Origin of the sequence: Flavobacterium sp. CHNK8, assembly GCF_019774515.1 — a bacterium.
In the GTDB taxonomy this organism is placed as follows: Bacteria; Bacteroidota; Bacteroidia; order Flavobacteriales; family Flavobacteriaceae; genus Flavobacterium; species Flavobacterium tiangeerense.
Genome location: NZ_CP081492.1, coordinates 132,936 through 158,520, shown reverse-complemented (window position 1 = coordinate 158,520; position 25,585 = coordinate 132,936). Strand labels below are relative to the sequence as shown.

The following is a 25,585-nucleotide window of genomic DNA, read 5'->3' as shown; positions in this document are numbered from 1 at the left end:
GAACATATGCAATTCTCTATATTATCTGTACAATGTGAAATGTCCAACAAATTCTCGAGCGTCTTGTACATTTCTCAATCTAAGGATGTACCAGTAATCTCCCGAAGGTAATTCATTTCCGTTGTATTTACCATTCCAAGACTGACCTTCTCTGTATGTGCCTATTTTACGGCCGTATCTGTCAAATACTTCAAAGATTAAATCTTTGTAATTAATTGTATTTGTTGGAGCCCAAGTATCATTATTACCGTCCCCATTTGGTGTAAACACATTTGGAATCTTGATATCAATGAACTCAAAGTAACGAGTAGCCGTTGCAGAACAACCATTGGCATCAGTAACCGTCACCGTGTAATCACCCGATTTGTAAATGATGAAATTACCTTGACTTCCTTGAGGCTCTCCGTTTAAGCTGTATTGGTAGTTACCAAAACCTCCTGAAACAGTAGAAACGATCTCATTCAATCCACCATCTGATAAGCTGATTGTGATTGGATTTATTTGATCTACATTAAAGATTACTTGCTTGATACAACCGTTAGTATGTCTTACATCAACAGTATGTCTACCTGCGCTCAAGTTATTGAACACATTACTGGTTTGGAACACTAATGACCCATCAAGTGAATAATCTAAGTCAGCAGGCACGTTTCCAGCAGCTACCGTAATGGTTACTGAGTTCACTTGACTGTTGTTCACACAATCATAGTTCACATCAGCTACAGGATTAAGCGTTACTGGTTCTCCTAGCATAACAGAAATATCGCTTTCACATCCATTAGCATCACGTATGTATACAATTTGTTCGTTTCCAGATAAACCACTGAAATCAAATTGTGTTTGTGTAAGCGTTCCCGTAGTGTAGGTTCCGTTTCTATTATTTAAACTTACACTGTATGGAGCGTTTCCTCCTGTAATGTTTATACTAAAAGCTCCATCAGCGTCACCCGCACATACTTCTGGAACCGCACTGTTAGGAATAACAGTAGCAAATACAGATCCTGGCTCTGTGATTTCAATATCCTTAATGTTTATAAAACATCCGTTTTCATCTTGAACAATATACTCGTAGAAACCTGGTCTTAAGTTTTCAAAAACACCCGATTCAAAGAACTGATCTAATCTAGGCGAAATAGCATACTTAATGATTCCCGTTCCTCCTGATGCCGTGATTACGATACGTCCATCACCCTCACCAGCACAAGTAATAGGTGTTACCACATAAGATTGAGTTAATGCTACCAGCGGTTCAGTAATAGGTACAATACTAGAAGTTACCGCAGCACAATCTTGACTTACTACACGTACTACATAATTTCCAGCAGGAATATTTGTAAAGTTACCTGGTGTAGTTTGTGTTACCGTAAATGGTACTGGATTGCCCGTACTGTCTAATAGTGTGTACACATAGTTACCTAAACCACCTTGTGCCAAAGCAACAATCACTCCTGATGCATCACCTGTACAATTGATCGTGGCATTTTGAACATCTAATGCAAGGGTTAATGTAGGAACCTCTTCGATTTTAACATCGTTAGAGATGAAACTTACACAACCGTTATTATCACGAATGTAGTAGCTATGCGTTCCTACAGGTACAGAAAATGTAGCTGTGTTACCTACCATTATTGTTGCAGTTGCAAAATTAGGGGTAGTGCTGTATGTATACGGTGCCGTTCCACCAGCAGCTGTAAGCGTAAGTCTAGCATTAGTAGCACATGTTTTGGCTGTAGCCAATGCTAAAGCTGCCGTTACTCTTGTTGGTTCATTGATCACAATATTACTTGATGTTGTAGCACAAGACCAAGAATCAGATACTCGTACTTGATACGTACCAGCACCTAAATTGTTGAACGTATTGGCACTTTGTGGTCCACTGGTTGTTACCACACCACCGGCGTCAGTTCTAATCAAGGTATATAAATAACTTCCAGATCCACCAGTAGGTCCTGTAGTTACCGTGATAGTAGCACTTGTATCGTTAATACAAGAAACAAGAGTAGTACTAGGTACTGCTACAAAAGCAATAAGTGTTGGATTATTAAGTACTACAATTTCAGAGTTTACACATCCTTTACTATCTCTCACATTTACAGTGTAAGAACCAGCAGTTAAGCCTGTGAATACTGTTTGAGTTCCATACGCCACACTTTGTGCTGGTGTAGGACCTACCAATTCAAATTGATAGCTTCCTGGCCAACCTCCTGTTGCTGCAACAGATATAGAACCATCATTATTACCCGTTACACAAGTAATCTCTGTATGGGTTTCGGTAATATCAAGTGCTGTTGCCGGTGCCGCAATTGTAAAGTTTGTTGTAACTGTACAATCTGGGGTTTGAGACAAGGTAGCACTTATTGTGTATGTTCCTGCCGCAAGACCTGTAAGCGTAATTGGTCCTGCGTTAGTAGCAGTACCACTTCCTACATTTAAGCCTGCAGCATTTTGAAGCGTATAGCTAAAAGGTCCTGCATCATTACCATTAACTGGTGTTGTAGTGATCAAACGATCAACTAATGTTATGGTGGCTGTTCCATTCGTATCATTCAAACACGTTACATCAGTAGTAGCGTTAACCACCAAATCAAAAGTGTTAGGATTGTTTACAAAATGAACCGCACGTATTTCGCAATTCGTATCTAAGTTGCGAACGGTAATGTTGTAATCCCCAATTGGTAAATTAGTAAATATACCATCAGTATTTGTTGTAGTTGGATATAGACCTGTTAAAGCTCCTGTAATTGGATCTTTGTACACAATAGTATATTCTAAATTAGTAGCAGTGCCACCAATCGTAGTAACCGATACCGTAATATTTTCTAGCACAGCGCAAGTAATAGGTCGATTAACAGTTACCGATACGGCATCAAGTGCTACGTAAGGTGCAATAGTTATTGGAGTTGTAGTGCTACCCACGCATCCACGATTATCAAATACGTTTACCGTATAGTTTCCGCCAGTAAGTACCGTTTCTGTATACACATTACTGTTTCCAAATTGTACGCGTGTACCATTTCGTAAAAACTCGTAATTCAAGTACGTTCCTGAACCTCCTGTTACTCCCGTTACTGTAATAGTAGCAAGGTTGCCGGTGTTACCAGTTACACAACCAAACTGTACCACAGTTGGTGCTGGAACCGTAATTAATCCTGGTTGATTAATAGTTATTGATGCTGTAGCATCACAACCTCTGCTAGAAATCACTCTAACCGTGTACGTTCCTGCCACTAAATTACTAAACACGTTTGAAGCTTGTGGCAATCCTGAGTTAAGACTGTATAAGTATACTGGGTTATCGTTGATACCTGGTGCTGGAGTATCAAATGATGCAGTAATAGTTCCGTCATTACCACCGTTGCAGGTTACATCGGTTTTAGCCAATGCAAATCCAGTAACTAAAGTAGCTGCTTGTAAGTTTACTGGAACAAATACTTCACATAAAGTTGTTGTATCACGAACACCAATAATATGGTTTCCTGCTGCAACTGCGTTAAACGCTGTTACTGCTGCAAAAGGGGCACCATCAATATTGTACACAAAGTTTCCTGAACCTCCTGTAGTGCTTACCGTTATTTGTCCGTCACCGCCAGTACAAGATACTGGAATGCTCACCACTGGTGTTAAAATTAAAGGATTAACTATAGAAACAACAGTTGCTGCTGAAATACATCCATTAGCATCACGAACTGTAATATTATAATTACCAGGTGCATTTACAGTAATCACATTTCCAGATTGGTAGTTGCTACCATCAGCACTGTATTCTAGTGCTGGACTAAAGCCAGATGCTGTTACCGTAATGTTATACGTTCCTGTTGCACTCGGACACTGCGTAGCTACTGCTGAAGCAATAGTAGGATTAGCATCTAGTGATATTGTTTGTGGTTTGTTGATTGGACAACCATTTGCATCCATTACGTAAACAATCCAGTTCATATCGGCACCGTTGTTGGTGTCAACCACTAGCGAATTGCTCAAACCATAAGCAGTAACTGCTGGTGCTGGCGCTGTAGCTAGTGCTACCGCATACTTATAATCAGGGGTTCCACCTGTAGCCATTACCGTAATCGTTGCAGTATCTACATTACAATTAATATTGGTAGCCGTGCTGTTAAAATCAAGTACTTGAGCAACATCAACTATTGTAAATGGTACATCAGCTGTACATCCTGTGGTAGTATCTACCACTTGTAGGTTATAATTTCCTGGTACCAATGCGGTAAGGCTTACCGTGTTTCCTGCAATTACTGGAGAACCAGTACCTACTGTTAGCGTTGCAGTATAACCCGCTGAATTACTTACCGTAAATGTTGCTGTTCCGTTATTAGCGTTAAAACAAGTTTCGTTTGTAATGGTTGCTACTGTTGCTGCAATGTTTACACGTGGAGCCACTGTGTACAATTCTTGGTACGTACATCCATTAGCATCTGTTACTTGGAACATATAATCGCCTGCTGCTAAACCTGCAAAACTATTGGAACCAAAATTATTAATAACAGAAGGCGAAACCATTTGATAGGTAAATGGACCTACACCGTTTGTAACACTGTTTATGAGTACCGTACTTGTTGTACTTGTAGCTGGTGCACAATAAATCAATGAACCTGAAATATCCATATTTGTTGGTGGATCTAAGGCAATTACTGTAGTACCTACTGCTGTTGCAAATGAACAACCGTTGGTATCTCTCACAATTACACTAACTGGTCCGGCTGTATTAGTCACAAACGTATTGTTTGTTGTAAAGCCTTGGTTGTTGAAGTTGTATTGGTACGAACCATTTCCTCCGCTAGGTACAGCTGTTACTGTTGCTGCTTGAGTCGCATTACCTGTACCACAACTCAATGGTGTGGTTACGCTAATTGTAGCTGACACAACAAATGGCTGATTAATAACAATTGCTGTAGCTGCTGCTGATTGACATCCTTTAGCATCTGTAATTACAACCGTGTATGATCCTGCTGGTAAACCACTGTAGTTTCCAGTAGCATCTCCAGTAGTGTTGAATCCTGTTCCGCTTAACGCGAAAGTAAATGGTGCCACACCTGCAGTTGGGGTTACCGTAATGGTACCGTTACTGTCTCCGTTACAAGTAGCATCGGTAGCTACTGCTGTGAACGTTGGCGTTACTGGTGTAGTTACTTCAACCGTATTAGTCGTTACCGAACATGTAGCTGGGTTACTATCCGTAATTACAAATGAGTAGATTCCTACTGTTGTTGGGTTTACCGTATATATTGGACCTGTAACTCCTGTTGCAGCTGCTCCTGTTGGGATTCCTCCAACTAAGGTTTGAACTGTAAATGGAGCTATTCCTCCCGAAATAGTAACATCAACTCTAGCGGCGGTTGGAGATGAACAAGTTAAATCTTTAACTAACACCGCTCCGCCAATAAGTTGGTTTGTAATGGTATAATTTACAAAAGCTTCACAACCGTTGTCATCTTTAATTCCTAATACATAAGTTCCTGGTCCATTGAAGGTAGCTATAGAACTTGTTAAAGCCGTTCCGTTAAGCGTATATGCTTTAACACCATTATAAGTAGTTGTAATTGTATTTGGACTTAAATCAGCTGTCAATGGCGTACCTGTGTAACACTGTGCTGCTGGCGCTACAATAGTTGGAGCAGCATTGCTTACCACGGTTACATTTTGCATGCCTACGCAACCTTTGGCATCCATAACATAGACATCCCACGATAAAGCTGTCAAGTTAGTATCTACTGAAAGAACTGGATTGGTATTGTAAGCACCCATTACTGGTGGTGTAACGGTTCCTCCAGGAAGTACCGCATATTGATATGCGCCTGAACCGCCTGTTACTGCACTTACGGTAATTTGTGAAATGTCTTGTGTACAGAACACTTTGGTAGCTGCTGTAGTAAAAGCTATTGGATTTGGCAACGTAATAGTAACTGCATCACTAGCTGCACATAAAGTAGTGTTGTCTGTAACGGTTACTGTAAAAGTTCCTGCTGCTAATCCTGTTAAGGCTACTGTGTTTCCTGACTGCGTAAATGGTACTGGAGGTACAACAGATACTGAATAACCACCTACAGAAGATACACTAGTGACAGTGAAACTAGCTGAACCATTATTTGTAGTTCCATTTGCTGGGTTACACGTAATATCGTTTACCAACGCGCCTACAATAGAAATGTTTACACGTGGAGCCACTGTGTACAATTCTTGGTACGTACATCCATTAGCATCTGTTACTTGGAACATATAATCGCCTGCTGCTAAACCTGCAAAACTATTTGAAGGACCATTATTAATACTAGAAGGCGATAGCATTTGATACGTAAACGGAAGCACACCGTTGGAAACCGTGTTAATTGTTACTGTACTTGTTGTACTTGTAGCTGGTGCACAATAAATCAATGAACCAGAAATATCCATATTTGTTGGTGGATCTAAGGCAATTACTGTTGTACCTACTGCTGTTGCAAATGAACAACCGTTGGTATCTCTCACAATTACACTAACTGGCCCGGCTGTATTAGTCACAAACGTATTGTTTGTTGTAAAGCCTTGGTTGTTGAAGTTGTATTGGTACGAACCATTTCCTCCGCTAGGTACAGCTGTTACTGTTGCTGCTTGAGTCGCATTACCTGTACCACAACTCAATGGTGTGGTTACGCTAATTGTAGCTGACACCACAAATGGCTGATTAATATCAATTGCTGCAGCTGCTACTGATTGACATCCTTTAGCATCTGTAATTACAACCGTGTAAGATCCTGCTGGTAAACCACTGTAGTTTCCAGTAGCATCTCCAGTAGTGTTGAATCCTGTTCCGCTTAACGCGAAAGTAAATGGTGCCACACCTGCAGTTGGGGTTACCGTAATGGTACCGTTACTGTCTCCGTTACAAGTAGCATCGGTAGCTACTGCTGTGAACGTTGGCGTTACTGGTGTAGTTACTTCAACCGTATTAGTCGTTACCGAACATGTAGCTGGGTTACTATCCGTAATTACAAATGAGTAGATTCCTACTGTTGTTGGGTTTACCGTATATATTGGACCTGTAACTCCTGTTGCAGCTGCTCCTGTTGGAATTCCTCCAACTAAGGTTTGAACTGTAAATGGAGCTATTCCTCCCGAAATAGTAACATCAACTCTAGCGGCGGTTGGAGATGAACAAGTTAAATCTTTAACTAACACCGCTCCGCCAATAAGTTGGTTTGTAATGGTATAATTTACAAAAGCTTCACAACCGTTGTCATCTTTAATTCCTAATACATAAGTTCCTGGTCCATTGAAGGTAGCTATAGAACTTGTTAAAGCCGTTCCGTTAAGCGTATATGCTTTAACACCATTATAAGTAGTTGTAATTGTATTTGGACTTAAATCAGCTGTCAATGGCGAACCTGTGTAACACTGTGCTGCTGGCGCTACAATAGTTGGAGCAGCATTGCTTACCACGGTTACATTTTGCATGCCTACGCAACCTTTGGCATCCATAACATAGACATCCCATGATAAAGCAGTCAAGTTAGTATCTACTGAAAGAACTGGATTGGTATTGTAAGCACCCATTGCTGGTGGTGTAACGGTTCCTCCAGGAAGTACCGCATATTGATATGCGCCTGAACCGCCTGTTACTGCGCTTACGGTAATTTGTGAAATGTCTTGTGTACAGAACACTTTGGTAGCTGCTGTTGTGAAAGCTATTGGATTTGGCAACGTAATAGTAACTGCATCACTAGCTAAACATAAAGTAGTGTTGTCTGTAACGGTTACTGTATATGTTCCTGCATTTAGGCCTGTTAACGTTATTACATCTCCCACTGGTGGCAATTGTGTAAATGGCAGTAAAGCTGGCACGCTAGTTACATTTATTGAATAATTACCTGTACTGCTAAATCCAGTTACGGTAAATCGAGCCGAACCATTATTTGTAGTTCCATTTGCTGGGTTACACGTAATATCGTTTACCAACGCGCCTACAATTGCAATTGGGGTTACTGGTACCACGGTGTACAATTCTTGGTACGTACAACCATTGTCGTCAGTTACTCGGAAAATGTAATCTCCCGGAGGTAAATTAGCAAAACTTGTTGGTGTACCACTTCCTGCGGTTGATTGCGTTGGATATAAAGTTGTTGCTACATTATTGAATTCAATAATATCAAAATCCAATGAACCTAAACCGCCTGTTGCCGTTACTTGAACCGTTGCTGTATTTGCTGGACAAGTTGGTGCAGTAGTAACTGCAAAAGTTAAATTAGTTGGCGGTGTTAAGGCTGGGGTAATTACATCTGGTAATGCAAGTGTACAACCATTAGCATCTTTTACACTTATTGTTGTAGTGGTAGCTACTGGACCGTTATTTACCGTAAAGGTATTATCACTAGTGTATGATAAACCATTAAAACTATAGGTATAACCTGTCCCTACAGTTGATGGAGTTCCTTGACTAGCAGTTACAGTAATTACAGTAGTGGTACTACAAGTGGTGTTTGCTGCTGCAGTAGCTGTAGCGGTAAGCAATGTTGGCTGTGCAATTGGTATTGAAGGAGAAGCCTGTAAACAACCTCTACCATTACGAACTGTAACCACATAATTCCCTACTGGTAAACCAGTATATACACCCGAAGCATCTCCACTAGTGTTTGTAGTTGTACCTGAAAGTACATAAGTATAAGGTCCTTCGCCTGAAGTTACTGTAACCGTAATGGTTCCGTCACTTCCTCCATTACAACTTACATCTTTCACTACAGGAGTAGCAATAATAGTAGCCGGAATTGGATCAATTGTAAATGTTGTGGTTGCAGTACACGCACCGTCATTTACTCCGAATGTATAATTTCCAGCATCTAAACCTGTAAAAATACCAGTAGTTGCTCCCGTAGTATTTACAACTGGACCTGAAATAATAGTATAGGCATACGCAGCTGTTCCACCAGTTGCTGTTACAGTTACTGTTGCATTTGGTGTAGGTAAGTTACAATCTAATACTTTAGTCAAGACAGGTTGTAACTGCAACTGAGGCAACACAGTATAATCTACAAAAGCTACGCAACCATTGCCATCTTTAATGTACAATCTATAAGTTCCAGCAGCATTGAACGTAAAAGTAGAACCATTTTGGTACGCAGCTGTATTTAAACTAGCAATTGGTTCCACTTTGTAAGTTGCAGGTAAAATAGTAGCCGAAGCCGAAGCATCTGTAACTAAATTTATTGTAAAAGGTGTACCGTTGTAGCAAATAGATGCTGGAAGAGAAATTGAAGGTGGTGCATCTTGTAATAAAATTACATCATCCGATTTAATACAACCATAATTATCTTTTACATACACAATATAGTTACCCGGAACACTTGTCGCAAATGTTGTATTAGTCACCCATCCTGAGGTACCAGCAGTAGGGGCAGTAACTGTATCTAATAAATATTGGTACGTGTAAGGACCAGTTCCATTACTTGCAAAAGCAGCAATAATACCATCTTCGTTACAATTGATATTTTTAATCTTTTGCGCAGTTATGGTTAAATCAATTGCAGATTCAGTTATGTCAAATCTTGTAGAAGTGATACTACATCCAGAGTTTGTTGCAACACCTGTTTCTGTTACCAAAACAAAATAACTACCGAAAGGCAAAGTTCCAAAATTATTAACTACTAATGAACCCGTTGCTGGAATAACAGCAGCAACAGCAGGGCCAACAGGAGTTACTGATTGCGAATTATAAATTTGATAAGTAACCGGAGTAGCTACTCCATATAGTTGATTCATTGTAAATGTAACATTACCATCTCCAGCTCCTCTACAAGTAATGTTATTAGGAGTTAAAGGATTAACAGTAATAGTAGAATTTGTTGGTATCGGAATTGTGGATGTTTCATAATAATAACAACCTGTACCTGTACCACCATTGGCAACATCGGCGTCAAAGACAACAAAAGTATAAGTTACACCAGGAATAAGATTAGGAAATGTTGTCTGCTTACTTCCCGGGGCATCTTCAGGTAACCAAGTTCCAGCAGGATAAACAGTGGCTGAACCAGTATAAATACTAAAGTAAAATGGTCCTGCACCTATTGTACTTGTTGGAGAAGAACCAACAGAAATAACAGCTGAACCAGGAGCTGAACAATCTGCAGGAGGTGGAATCACACTTATATCTAAATCATCAGGTGGAGATGCTACTTTGACATTTTGAATTAAAACTGAACAACCATTAAAATCAACTACGTTAATTTGATAGATTCCAAAATCAACAACATTGAAAGCAACAGAAGTTGTTCCTAAATTATTTAATTCTGAATTATTATATCCATTAACACCCGTAACAAAATAATTGTATGGTCCAACTCCTCCAGTAACACTTTGAACAATTACAGACCCTTTCGAAATACCTGCACCATTACAAGTAATTGGAGTTGAAGTGCTTGTAACTATAATAGCAGGTGGTTCATTTATAGTAATTGTTTCGGTATCCGTACAACCTTTAGCGTCAGTAACAGTAATTAGATAATCTCCCGCAGATAAACCTGAAGTCTGCGTACCATAGTTTTGAACTGTCGGTGCTGTTCTTTGCACATTAAATACAAAAGGAGATTGTCCTTGTGTGTTATCAATAGCGATTGCTATTGCAGCGGTATCGTCACCGTTACAATTGATAAATGCGGTTTGTGTAACGCCAACAGGTCCAGGTAATGCAACATCATCAATTACTGGGTTCACAGGTACTGTTACAGGAATAGCCGCAGTAGTTGTATATGTACAACCTGTAGTAGTATCAGTAACTGTAAATGTATAACTACCAGGTGCGTTTGTTGTGAAAATAGCTCCCGAAAAAGTTCCTGTTGCAGGACTCGCAGTATAAGTAAACGGACCAACTCCACCTGTTGGAGTCAAAGTAATTTGTGCGTCTGTTGGCGCAGGATTACATGTAATATCTTTGTTTAAAGAAGCATTTAACGTTAACTGTGGTGCAACCGTAATTACGTTACTTGTACTAGTACAATTATTAGCATCTTTTACAGTAATAGTATAATTACCAGATGTAGTTACGGTAAACGTGTTGCCTGCTTGGTAAGAAGCTCCACCGTTGATACTATAACTTAGAGTACCTACTCCACCTGAACCTAAAGCAGTGATAGTATATGAACCTGACCCTAAACATTGTCCTGTTGCTGTTGCAGTAACAGTTGGTATTGGATCGGTTGCAATGGTTATTGGCAATATAAATGTACAATTGTTGGCATCAATGATATGTGCAAACCAAGTTGTACTTGTTGTTGGGTTCAAATTAGCAATATTATTTGTACCGTACGCACCTGGAATGGTACTTGAAGTAACAAATGAATATCTGTAATTGGCAGTTCCGCCTGTTGGTGTTACAGTAACACTAGCTGTAGGAACATTACAATTGGCATTTACAGTAGTGTACGTTGCTGCTAATGCTTGAGCTGGTTGCGTAATTGTAACAGAAGTAGTTGCAGTACAACTAGTAATATCGTCTGTGAAAACTACTGCATAGGTTCCTGCAGCTCTGTTGGTCAAGTCGAAAGTTCCTGCCGTTTGTCCGGTAGCTGTGGCAACACCATTTATAGTGTAGCTATAGCTTCCTGTTCCAAAACCACTCACTGTATAACGAATAGAACCTGTTGTGTTTCCAAAACAATCAACATCAGTTAATTTAGTAGCCGTAGCTACTATTGGCGTTACTGGAGCTACAAAATAAGACTCAGTATCGTAACATCCGTTAGCATCCGTTACTCTGAACACATAATTTCCAGAAGTTAAACCTGAGAATACTCCCGTTGTAGCTCCTGATGTGTTGGTAACTGGACCCGAAACAATCGTGTAGCTTAAAGTACCTACTCCAGTACCCGCATTTACAGGAACTGTTACTGTACTTGTGGTTGCCGCTGGCGCACAGTAAATAGGAGTACTTGTTATGGTTCCTATTACCGGATTATTTAAAGGTAATAGAGTTCCACTGCCAGATATTGGACAACCTTTGGCATCTTGAACAGCGTAGGTATACGGTTGATTTGAACCATTATCATTTAAAGTCAATACGTTGTTGCTCGTAAAAGCACCACCGTTAAAACTGTATGTATAAGGAGATGTTCCAGTTCCTACAGTTACATTTATCGTTACTGTTCCTGATACCTTAGTATTAGAAGGGCTACAACTAAATGGTACTTCGGTCACTGTAGCTGCCAAAGCATTTGCTGGTTGCGTGATAGTAACTACTACTGAATTTTGGCAGCCTTTGTTATCACGTACATAAAAAGTATATGGAGAACCTGCGGCAGTTAATCCACCAAAGGTTGCAGTAGCTGTATATCCTGAACTAGCGTTGTTACTATAGGTATACCCACCTGATCCACCTGAACCTGCTAAAGTAACCGATCCGTCGTTACCACCAGTACAACTTACATTGACTTGACTGGCTACAGCCACAGTAGGATTCGTGATAGGTGCCACCGTTGCTGAAGTAGTTGTTGGACAACCATTAGCATCTGTAATTACAAAAGTATAAAGGTCCGCATTGGCATTACTTACACTTGTAGTAAATGTTAACGAGGCACTTGCTGCACTCGGGGCACTTGGAGTACCAGTTCCTTTTTGAACCGTATAGGTAAAAGGTGCTTTTCCGCCTGATATTGTTGTAGTAATAACAGCATTTGGCGTACCAGTACAATCTAAGGTTTTCGTTACAGCTGCATTGGCTGTTAATTGCGCTGCCACTGTTACTGCTGTTCCTGTAGATACACAACCGTTTTTGTCTTTCACATAAACTGTGTACGTTCCTGGCGCTACATTAAACGTATTAGCTGTTTGGAAAGCTCCCGTTGTGCCTGCTATTCCATACGTATAAGGAGATAAAGGTCCTGAAACAGGAGTTACTGTAATAGTAAATCCGCTTCCTGTCGCTGAACATTGATTTGGTACGGTTACTACTGGAGCTGCTGGTGCAGGATCTCCTGCAATGGTTACTGGAGTACTTGTTGTACATCCGTTAGCGTCACGTACAAAAACAACCCAATTTAAAACGGTTCCATTGTTAGTATCTACCGTTACTACATTGCTACTAGCAAAAGTAGTTGGTACCGTTACAGGGGTTGCTGGTACTGCTGCATAGCCGTAAGCCGTTGTTCCTCCTGATGCCGACACCGTTATTTGAGCATTATCGTTGTTGCAATTAAAGTTGGTTTGACTCGTAATAGACATTGTAAGTGGCAAAGCTGGCTGGTTGATGGTAATGGTTCCATCAGCAAAACAACCTGTTGCCGTATCCGTAACACGTACGGTATACGTACCTGCTCCCACATTGCTTAGCGTAAGTACATTATTAGATTTTGTTAAGGTTCCTGTACCCAATGTTCCTGCTGTCAATGTAAAGGTGTAAGCACCTACTGTAGCATTTCCTGAAATCGTGTAGGTTCCTGATCCTGTAGTTCCGCCTTGACACAAAACATCGCTGGTTTTATTAGCCGCAACGGCAATTGGTGTAACTGGGTCAATATTGTGTGATTCGGTGTAGTAACATCCATTGGCATCAGTTACTCTAAAGGTGTAATTTCCTGGTAATAAATTAGGGAACGAAGCCGCTTGTGATGATCCTGTGGTAGTTATTGGTCCAAAATTAGAAGCAGCTGTACCTGAATTTGTTCCTGTAATCAAGAACGATAAAGCGCCTACTCCATTGGTAGCCGTTACAGAAACCGTTGTGGTAGTTGCTGTACACGTTACTGCTGCATTTAAAAACGTTAAATCTGTTGGTTTGTTTAATGGTGCTAAAACAATAGCTTGCATTGGTGACAAACAACCATTGGCATCTTTAACTACTATTTGAATGGTTTGAGTGGTTCCGTTATCGTTTACAGTCAAGGTATTGCTTGGTCCAAAACTACCTCCGTTGTTATAACTATAGGTATACGTTCCTGTTCCACCCGTTGGTGCTACAGTTATGGTAGCCGATTGAGGTGCATTGGTAGTACTACAACTGAATGTAGTAGATGTTGCATTAGTGGCAATGGTTGTAGGTTGTGAAATAGTAACTACTACTGAATTTTGACAGCCTTTGTTATCACGTACATAAAAAGTATATGGAGAACCTGCGGCAGTTAATCCACCAAAGGTTGCAGTAGCTGTATATCCTGAACTAGCGTTGTTACTATAGGTATACCCACCTGATCCACCTGAACCTGCTAAAGTAACCGATCCGTCGTTACCACCAGTACAACTTACATTGACTTGACTGGCTACAGCCACAGTAGGATTCGTGATAGGTGCCACCGTTGCTGAAGTAGTTGTTGGACAACCATTAGCATCTGTAATTACAAAAGTATAAAGGTCCGCATTGGCATTACTTACACTTGTAGTAAATGTTAACGAGGCACTTGCTGCACTCGGGGCACTTGGAGTACCAGTTCCTTTTTGAACCGTATAGGTAAAAGGTGCTTTTCCGCCTGATATTGTTGTAGTAATAACAGCATTTGGCGTACCAGTACAATCTAAGGTTTTCGTTACAGCTGCATTGGCTGTTAATTGCGCTGCCACTGTTACTGCTGTTCCTGTAGATACACAACCGTTTTTGTCTTTCACATAAACTGTGTACGTTCCTGGCGCTACATTAAACGTATTAGCTGTTTGGAAAGCTCCCGTTGTGCCTGCTATTCCATACGTATAAGGAGATAAAGGTCCTGAAACAGGAGTTACTGTAATAGTAAATCCGCTTCCTGTCGCTGAACATTGATTTGGTACGGTTACTACTGGAGCTGCTGGTGCAGGATCTCCTGCAATGGTTACTGGAGTACTTGTTGTACATCCGTTAGCGTCACGTACAAAAACAACCCAATTTAAAACGGTTCCATTGTTAGTATCTACCGTTACTACATTGCTACTAGCAAAAGTAGTTGGTACCGTTACAGGGGTTGCTGGTACTGCTGCATAGCCGTAAGCCGTTGTTCCTCCTGATGCCGACACCGTTATTTGAGCATTATCGTTGTTGCAATTAAAGTTGGTTTGACTCGTAATAGACATTGTAAGTGGCAAAGCTGGCTGGTTGATGGTAATGGTTCCATCAGCAAAACAACCTGTTGCCGTATCCGTAACACGTACGGTATACGTACCTGCTCCCACATTGCTTAGCGTAAGTACATTATTAGATTTTGTTAAGGTTCCTGTACCCAATGTTCCTGCTGTCAATGTAAAGGTGTAAGCACCTACTGTAGCATTTCCTGAAATCGTGTAAGTTCCTGATCCTGTAGATCCGCCTTGACACAATACATCGCTGGTTTTATTAGCCGCAACTGCAATTGGTGTAACTGGGTCAATATTGTGTGATTCGGTGTAGTAACATCCATTGGCATCGGTAACTCTAAAGGTGTAGTTTCCTGGTAATAAATTAGGGAAATTGGCCGCTACTGATGATCCTGCAGTCGTGATTGGTCCAAAATTAGAAGCAGCTGTTCCTGAATTTGTTGCTGTAATCAAGAACGATAAAGCGCCTACTCCATTGGTAGCCGTTACAGAAACCGTTGTGGTAGTTGCTGTACACGTTACTGCTGCATTTAAAAACGTTAAATCTGTTGGTTTGTTTAATGGTGCTAAAACAATAGCTTGCATTGGTGACAAACAACCATTGGCATCTTTAACTACTATTTGAATGGTTTGAGTGGTTCCGTTATCGTTTACAGTTAAGGTATTGCTTGGTCCAAAACTACCTCCATTGTTATAACTATATGTATACGTTCCTGTTCCACCTGTTGGTGCTACAGTTATGGTAGCCGATTGAGGCGCATTGGTAGTACTACAACTGAATGCTGTTGCACTGGCGTTTGGTACAATTGGTGTTGGATTTATAATCGTTACTTGCGTTGGCGTCGACTCACAACCTTTGCTGTCTATAACTTTAATATCATAAATACCTGCTGCTAAACCTGTAAACTGGTTAGTAGCTTGAGTAGTATACGTTGTAACCGTGCTTAATTTTATAGCATAGGTATAAGTAGTAGTAAATCCTCCTGAAGGGGTTACAGTAATGGTCCCGTTATTCAAGCCGTTGCACGTAATATCCGTTTTTGCAGTAATGTGTGTCGGAGTTGTTTTTGGTGTTACTACAATAGGATTACTTGTTGCAGGACAACCACGGCTGTCTGTAACCGTGAATACATAGCTACCTGCTTGTGTGGCAGTGTACGGGAATGAAGTCACTGCAGTAGGAGTTCCTGAATTATAAGATACCGTGTAGGTGTATGGTGTTCCATTGCCACTAGTTACCACCGGATTCCCAATAGAGGCATTTGCCAAACAAGTCAAATCATTGATTAAAGTTACATTGAAACCTATTTGTGGAGCAATAACTACATTAGAAATTGTTGATGTACAATTATTACTATCCGTTACTAAAATAGTGTGTGTTCCTGGTCCTACATTAGAAAAAGAATAAGTAGTCGCTACAGAACTCACACCTGCATTGCTGTCTAATTGATACGTAAAAGGACCTGTCCCTCCCGAAACATTGACTACAAGAGTAGCTGGATCCGCAGTGGTATAGCAATAATCTGTGGTATTAGCCAGTACAGCATTAACAGCTGGAGAAGCTAAAACGGATACTGCAACTCCTGTTGGGTTAGTACAACCATTTGCATCTTTTACAAATACCGTATAATCTCCCGCAGGAACATTAGTAAAATCTCTACTAGTATTAAAAGCTGTAATTACAGTAGTACCGTTGGTAGCACGCAATTCATATTGATAGGCCGGAGTTCCTCCACCACCTGTTGCACGTATGGTTGCTCCCGTGGTACACGTTGCCGGAGTAAGTATTGTTGCAGCAGCTGTAACAGCAGCAGGCGCAGTGATGTTTACTGTAAATGATTTAGAACAAGCCGTAACTGTAGAACCTACAGGGCGAACCAAAACATTATATGAATTAACGCCCAAGGTATTAATAACTACAGGAGAAGTTAACTGGACAGCACTCCATGCACCACCATTATTTAATGAATATTCAAAACCAGTAGTGGCATCAAAATTTTGAGCCGTGATGGTAAATCCGCCATCAGCACCTCCTGCACAAGACACATTGCGTTGTCCAGTAACTTGAGCTTCAAACGCACGACCTGTAGGTACTTGGATATCAATCGTTCTTGATGTAATACAAGCTTTTGGCAATTGATATACTCTAATATCATCAATTGCAGCATCATTACCACTGATTTCTGTACTACCTGATCTTACACGGAATGTTAAAGACGTATTGTTTCCTGGATTCAAAGATACAGATCGTAATACCCAATTATCAGAACGCGGTATTGTTGGTATTGGAGGAATTCCTGTTGGGTTTGGTGTTGGAGGAATTGGTGGTTGTTGGGCAACTACGTTTCCAGATGAATCTACTAATTCAAAAGAAAAGCTTGGATCTGCTGAGCCTACAAAATTAGCACGGAATAAATTGGCTACATAAGCTTCAACAATAACAGGTTGATTAGGAATAATATCATTAATTACCTTGCTGTACAATACCCCATTAGCGCCAGCTGCTCCACCAATATTAACTGCTAAAAAGCGTCCATTAGGATTGGCACCTGCAGTAGTGTGGTCTCTAAAAGGAAACCACGCTGGGTTATTAGGAACTAAACCTCTTGTCACTACATATTGATTGTCTTCTAAAGTCAGTAATGGATTAGGACAAGTAGATGGAACTACATCAAGATTATGAAAACAATATGCAGCTGCTATCCCTGGAGTGGTTGTGTTTGCACCAATACCAAAATCTTCATTCAATAAATTACTAAATGTAGTTACAGTAGACAATTGATAATCTATCCTTATGGCATGAGGTCCAGGAGTAACGTTTAAGAAAATATTACTTGGAGTATTAGGGTTTTGTACACCATCAATAAAATAATTATAGGTATAATTGATATTGCCTGGATTATTTACCGTTACGATACTTGTGGCTGTTCCGTCACAATTAAAATCAACTGGCGTACCCACATTAATATTTGGAGTTGCTGGAGCAGGATCAACAGTTACTGGAGCTTGAAAAATACAATTGTTGCGGTCTCTTACATACAAAATATAATTACCTGGCGCTTTCAAAGCATTATTTACAGTGGTCCAAGATCCTTGGTTGTCAAAACTAAATTCATAAGGCGCAACTCCTCCTTGGACATTGGTAATACGAACCCTGCCTTCGCCTGCTGGTCCACAACCTGCTAACTCAGACACCCCCGCTGAGGCAGTTAAGGCAGTTGAAGGTTGCGTAATCGTAATGGGCACCATAGTATCAAGACACTCAACCCCATTCAATGTGTATTTTAAGATGGTGTTGTAAGTCCCTGCAGCTAAACCAGAAATTAGTCCTGATGTACCATATTTTAATCCGTTATCTATACTATAGGTTACGGTATATCCATTATCAGCAGTCATGTTAAAATTAATAACACCCGTAGTATCACCATAACAATTTACATTAGTACCTACTGTGTTGTAAACCGGTTTAGGAACACTTGCTACATTTATAGAGGTTGTAGTTCTACAGCCGTTAAAATCAACAACTACTATTTGATAAAGTCCCGCTGTTGGGGTATTTATAACATTCGAAAATTGAGGAGATGTTGCACCGTTTACATAATAGGAATATGGTGTGGTTCCACCAACTGGTGTAACAGTAACTTCACCTGTTTCGCAGGTTAGTGCTTTGGTTTGGTTTACCGTAGCTGTCAAGATAGCAGGTTCTTTAATTTCTATAGATCCGGTACCCAAACATCCATCATCAGTTCGTACTTCATAAGTGTACATGCCTGCGGTTAAATTTGGAAAGTCAAAATCACTTGCAGCAATTGGGCCAACTGAATTTACAATTGTTCCATTCTTTTTTAAGGTGTAAAAATATTGTGCTCGTACGTCATTGGCTGCTAATTTTATTAAGCCACGATCCCCATTACAAAGTGGTTGAGTTACAAATTCACTTACAGTAAAATTACGTCTAACAATATCAATACCTGGTACTGAAAACAAACATGGATTAGTTGCAATTCCTTGTTGTCTAATATAAACCGTATAAGTTCCTGGAGTTGAAATTGGAAAAACATTACTGGTTTGAAAAGGACCTGTTGCATTCAAACTGAATTCATATCCTGTAGCGGGAACTCCACCCACAGTAATTTGTCCGATGGTCGTACAATAGATATCTCTAGAAACGGCAGTTGGGTTTAATAAGTTTTTGAAAACATTAAAATAGAATATATTAAAACAGCCTCCTGCATAATTAAACACTACTCTATATTGACCTGAGGTATCGGCAGTATAATTAGATCCTGTAGCCACTGTAGTCCAAGTACAACTAGTTTGTTCATTGGCACAATCATCTGAACCAACGGCAGGACAACTGGCTTCGTTCAAGCGTTGCCATTGAATGGAAGTAGCATCAGAAGCACCCGTAGTGATTAATTTGCTCGCATTAGCACCACACAAAAATATTTTAGGTAATAGCTTTCCGTTATTCGTACAAGTTACCACCTGATCTGCAAATGGAATAACTGGATTAGAAACCGCTGATCCAGCTGGTTTTACAGTAACCACTTGTTTTATAGTTCTACATGGGGCTATTGCAAAATTGGTTACATAATAAGTACCCGTTTGCGAAACCGTAATGGATTGTGTTGTACCTATTACCGGAGTTCCTGAAGGGCTGGTTGACCAAGAATAAGCATTATATCCATTGGCAGCTGTAAGTACAACAGTGGCACCACATAACTGGTACTCTTTTGTATATACACAATTTTCAGTTCCTACTAAAAAATTGGTTGGTGCTGGAGTTCCTAAAAAACAAGCTCCAAAAGTAGCTAAACTTTGCTGATCATCAACTTTAATTCCACTTGTAACACCATCATAGGTTGCAAAAGCTGTATTTTGAATCTTGTCTGAACAAGCATCACTCAAATCATTACATTCAGGAACTACCTTAACTTTAAAACGAATTATATATCTAGGATCTTTAACCTCAACTAAATTTTTAGGAATTGTAAATATAATGGTTCTTGTTGAAGCAGTATAGGTGTATGTAATTCCTGAGCCGTTAGGAATAATAATATTACTAGGATCAAAATTAATATTGATAGGCAAAACATCTTTAATGGTAAAGTTATCAGCATTGTCATTTCCTATGTTTTGGAAACCAATTGCATAAAATAATTCTTGACCCAGAGTTACATTTTGATTACCAATATCGTTTGTTAGCGTGGCATCGCTGAAAACTTGTTTGGTCAAAACAATATTTGGCGCTATGATATCTAAAGCAATTGCATTGAAATAATAAAAATAAATATCTTGTGAACTTCTTAAATTAATGGTTGCACTAATATCATTATTTTTAATAATTGCATTACCATTATTATTGATCTCTAGTATTCCAGCGTCATAACCTAATGTATTAGAACTGTTTGGTGTCCTATTGAGGAAATCCTCCGTTTTGTTTGTAACAGGATCAATAAAAGTTACAGAACTATTAAAAAAATTGTTTGTGCCTCTTATGGTGGTTCCTGCATTATTTACTGCAGATAAAATAGACCCATTGATTGCTAAGTAATCACCATTAATTCCTTGATCACCCTCTAAGGCCGAAAAAGCAAATTTTGCTCTTACAGGTCCCGTTGGGATTGTTCTGAATCCCGAAACTGGTATGTCTAAGTTTACAGTAGAACTTATGGCACTAAACCCATCAAAAGAAGTAATGGATTTTGCAGGTAATTTAGGATCTTCATATACAATGTATAACGACCAACCTGCCGAAAGTCCAGTACCGCCATTTATACCTTGAGCTGTAGACACGTTTGCAACAGTATAGGTTCCCTCTGGATTTGGATTCCCTGTTCCAGTCACTAAGCTAGTTACATCAGCCACACAAGCATACGGCAAACTGGTTCCTATAAGTGTAGTCGAATTATGAATGACGGTTCCTACAACATCATTATAACCGCCCGAAGGCATTTTAAACTTAATATTGGTCACTGGAGTTGTACCCTTAGTTACGGCACCCCAATACAAAGCTGCATATACAATTTTATAACAAGGAGCAGAGGTAGCTACGGGATTCGGAACAACAAGATTAGCACTACTAGAATTAAAAATACCTGGAGTAGCACCATTATCAATGTTGATGTACTCCATACTAAAATCAGAGTTCAAATTGTTACCATTATAAGGATCGTTTGGATTCCTGGTAGCTGATCTCCTATTCAAAATACTGTTACCTATAAGTAACATATCACCTTTAATGTCACGATCAAATCGACGTGTAAAAGGAACTACGTTTTGAGAAATAGACAAAAAACTTTGCAAAAACATAAAAGCAAGTAGGATTACTTTTAAAAAAGTAGTTTTTTTCATGATTGTGGTATTTTTAAAGCATAAGCCTAGTAAATGGGGAAATCTACTAGACAGATCTTTCTTATTTATTTTTAAATTCCAATTTTAATATTCTCTAACGGTTGTTGCTTTTATTAAATTAATCAAAGATCCCAGTCTTTGTTCTCGTTTAATTTTCAACTTTTATAACAACCATTTTCGCATTGTAAGGCTTGTTTCCTCTTGACTCTAATGTTTTAGTCGCCTCCTCTAAAACATCAAAACGTGTTGTGTAAATGAAATAATTAGAAGACTTCACATCAAAGAAGAAATTCACCTTATTTTCCCCTGCCGCAACAGTTTTGGTTAAGAATGCATCTCGTTTTGCAACGTCTGCATGAACCGCATAAACAATATAATATCCTGTTTCTACATTTTTAATGTTCTTGATAATCTGCATATTCAACTGCTCGTTACCAAAATCAAAATCTTCTGGTTTTAATGGTGTTGCACTGATTTTAGTAGTCTCTTTAATACGTTTTAAGGTTTCCTGATCTTTAGCAAAACGATCGTCTTCATTTTGGAAATTCGCACGCTTGATTCGGCGTTTTTTCTCTATTTCTGTATCCACTTTAATTTGTTCTAATGTGGCTAACAAGTTTTTGTTAGACAACTCCGCTTTCGCTTGCTCTGCTTTTAATTGCTCTATACTTTGCAAGTAGCTTAAAGTAAGGGCATCGTTCTTGTTTGGAACTTTTTTAATACGCTCTTCGTACAATGCCTTAAAGTTACTCAATAATTGGTTCTGATTTTGATTTACTATTGCAATTTCAGCCTTCAAGTTATCTAGCTCGGCATTTTGAGCAGCAGCACTCTTAAATGCTTTTGGGGCACTAGCAATTCCTTTATCACTTAAATCGTTCTCCGTTTTTAAGTCCTGAAGTTCTTTCTCTTTCAATTTTACTTTCTCGTTCAATTGAGACAATAGTTGTTGTTGCGTTTTACCAGCCATGTCAAGAGTCTCCGCAATTTTATCCATTGATTTGGAATTCTCATCCTTTGGTTTATTTTGAGCAGCCAACTTAGCTTGAGCTTCGGCATCTGCCTTCGCTTTTGCGTCGGCTTCTAGTCTTGCTTTGGCCTCTGCTTCTGCTTTGGCTTTAGCTTCAGCAGCTTGTTTTGCAGCTTCGGCATCTGCTTTCGCTTTAGCATCTGCAGCTAACTTCGCTTTTGCCTCTGCTTCTGCTTTGGCTTTGGCTTCAGCAGCTTGTTTTGCAGCTTCGGCATCTGCTTTCGCTTTAGCATCTGCAGCTAACTTCGCTTTAGCCTCTGCTTCTGCTTTGGCTTTAGCTTCAGCAGCTTGTTTTGCAACTTCGGCATCTGCTTTCGCTTTAGCGTCTGCAGCTAACTTCGCTTTGGCCTCTGCTTCTGCTTTGGCTTTAGCTTCAGCAGCTTGTTTTGCAGCTTCGGCATCTACTTTCGCTTTAGCATCTGCAGCTAACTTCGCTTTGGCCTCTGCTTCTGCTTTGGCTTTGGCTTCAGCAGCTTGTTTTGCAGCTTCGGCATCTGCTTTCGCTTTAGCGTCTGCGGCTAACTTCGCTTTCGTTTCGGCTTCTGATTTTGCTTTAGCTTCAGCAACTTGTTTCGCAGCTTCGGCATCTGCTTTCGCTTTTGCGTCTGCAGCTAATTTGGCTTTGGTTTCTGCTTCTAATTTAGCCTTAGCTTCTGCAGCTTGTTTCGCAGCTTCAGCATCTGCTTTAGCTTTCGCATCTGCTTTAGCTTTCGCATCTGCAATTAACTTCGCTTTCGTTTCGGCTTCTAGTTTCGCTTTGGCTTCCGAAGCTTGTTTCGCAGATTCAGCATCTGCTTTCGCTTTAGCGTCTGCAGCTAACTTGGCTTTGGTTTCTGCTTCTAATTTAGCCTTAGCTTCTGCAGCTTGTTTCGCAGCTTCGGCATCTGCTTTCGCTTTGGCATCTGCAGCTAACTTGGCTTTGGTTTCTGCTTCTGATTTTGCTTTGGCGTCTTCAGCTAGTTTCGTAGCTTCAGCATCGGCTTTCGCTTTTGCATCTGCAGCTAACTTGGCCTTGGTTTCTGCTTCTGATTTTGCTTTGGCGTCTTCAGCTAGTTTCGTAGCTTCAGCATCGGCTTTCGCTTTTGCATCTGCAGCTAACTTGGCCTTGGTTTCCGCTTCTAATTTAGCCTTAGCTTCAGCAGCTTGTTTCGCAGCTTCGGCTTCTGCTTTCGCTTTTGCATCTGAAGCTAACTTGACATTGGCTTCTGCTTCTAATTTAGCTTTAGCTTCCGAAGCTTGTTTCGAAGCTTCGGCATCTGCTTTCGCTTTTGCGTCTGCAGCTAACTTAGCTTTGGTTTCCGCTTCTAATTTAGCCTTAGCTTCTGCAGCTTGTTTCGCAGCTTCGGCTTCTGCTTTCGCTTTTGCATCTGCAGCTTGTTTGGCTTTGGTTTCCGCTTCTAATTTAGCCTTAGCTTCTGCAGCTTGTTTCGCAGCTTCGGCTTCTGCTTTCGCTTTTGTATCTGAAGCTAACTTGACATTGGCTTCTGCTTCTAATTTAGCTTTCGCTTCCGAAGCTTGTTTCGCAGCTTCGGCATCTGCTTTCGCTTTTGCGTCTGCAGCTAACTTAGCTTTGGTTTCTGCTGCTTGTTTCGCAGCTTCAGCATCCGCTTTCGTTTTCGCATCTCCAGCTAATTTGGCTTTAACAGCTGCTGCTTGTTTGGCTGCTTCAGCATCCGCTTTCGCTTTTGCGTCGGCGGCAAGTTTGGCTTTAACATTAGCTGCTTGTTTTAATGCTTCAGCATCAGCTTTCGCTTTGGCATCGGCGGCTAATTTGGCCTTCGCTACCTCTTCAGGTTTAGGTTTGTTGGCGGTTTGTTTCGCAGCTTCAGCATCCGCTTTCGCTTTAGCGTCGGCGGCTAGTTTGGCTTTTACAACTGCTGCTTGTTTTGCTGCTTCGGCATCAGCTTTCGCTTTGGCATCAGCGGCTAGTTTTGTTTTCGCATCAGCAGCTGCAACAGGGACTACTACTTTAGCCTTGGCTTCAGCCAATTGTTTGGCTCTTGCATCAGCAGCAACTTTGGCTCTTGCAGCAGCATCAGCAATTGCTTTTTCGCGGTTCAATCTGTTCTCTTCTGCTTTTGCTTTAACTTGAGCTTCATAATCTTGTCTTGCTTTTAAGGCAGCATCTGCAACGGCTTTTGTCTTAGCCGCTTTTAACTCATTTTCTTTTTGTATATCTGAAGCTGATTTTTGTGTCACTTTAGGTGTTGACTGTGGTGTCGGAACCGATTTAGGTTCTGATTTTGGGAGTATAGAACCTTCTTCCTCATCCTCATTACTATACTTGCCACTGAATTTGTAAGCTAAAACAATTTCATGTGAAGGTCCAAATTGGGTAAAATTACCCAATGCTTTTTCATAATTGTATTCTAAAGCGATTCTGGATGTAAGATTAAGTCCTATCCCTGCTGAAACACCATGAAATGAATTGTAACCAGCTTGTGCCCAAACACCACTAGGAATACTGAACATCATTAAACCAGAAAGGATGGTTTGTTCTTTTTTAATCTCAGTACGAATAAGACCCGAAAATTTACTTCGGTCAAAGAACCCATTACTGTCAATAAAACCCGTATACATTATATGTGCTTGTAGTGCTCTTTGTGGGTCATCTTGCACCATTTGTGATGTTTCTAAATTATACAAAACCGCATTGTTTAGAGCAAGTCCAAAATCAAAAAAAGCCGTTCCGTAATTAATCCCTGGGCTTACAACAAGTAAGGAATTTGAAGGAACTAAACCTAATGCAGGATCGGTATAATTACTAACTACTTTACCTGTATTAATTCCACTTTTATAAAAACCGAAGTTCAAACCAAAAGTAAGGTTATTGTCTTCACTAAGATATACGTTTTGTGCAAAATTGGCCACTCCGCCAAATGTTGTGAGTACACCATAATTTTGTTGAAACAATCCTATACCAATTCCTTGATTTTCTCTAAAACGTCCTGAATAACTCGCCAAATAAGTTTGCGGCGCATTTTCAAATTGCACCCATTCTCGTTTATTAAAAATGGTAGCGTATGAATTTTGCTCTCTAGCAAAACTGAAAGCAGGATTGATTAAAAATTTATGGAACTTAAGTGAATTTCTAACTGGTATATTGAAAGAGACCACACCATTATCTTGTGAATGGATGGCCTGAAGTAAACAGAAAAAAAAACAAAAACTAAAATAAATATTTTTCAT

General features: G+C 40.0%; 2 protein-coding genes. Both read right to left on the bottom strand.

The features are described from left to right. Positions 1–21: 21 nt before the first annotated feature. Positions 22–21,366 (bottom strand): T9SS type B sorting domain-containing protein, encoded by a 21,345-nt coding sequence (locus K5V07_RS00615; protein ID WP_221915952.1) that lies wholly within the window; start codon positions 21,364–21,366, stop codon positions 22–24. Positions 21,367–21,514: 148 nt separating this feature from the next. Continuing rightward, complete coding sequence (locus tag K5V07_RS00610; RefSeq protein WP_221915951.1) at positions 21,515–25,585, bottom strand: PorP/SprF family type IX secretion system membrane protein; 4,071 nt, start codon at positions 25,583–25,585, stop codon at positions 21,515–21,517.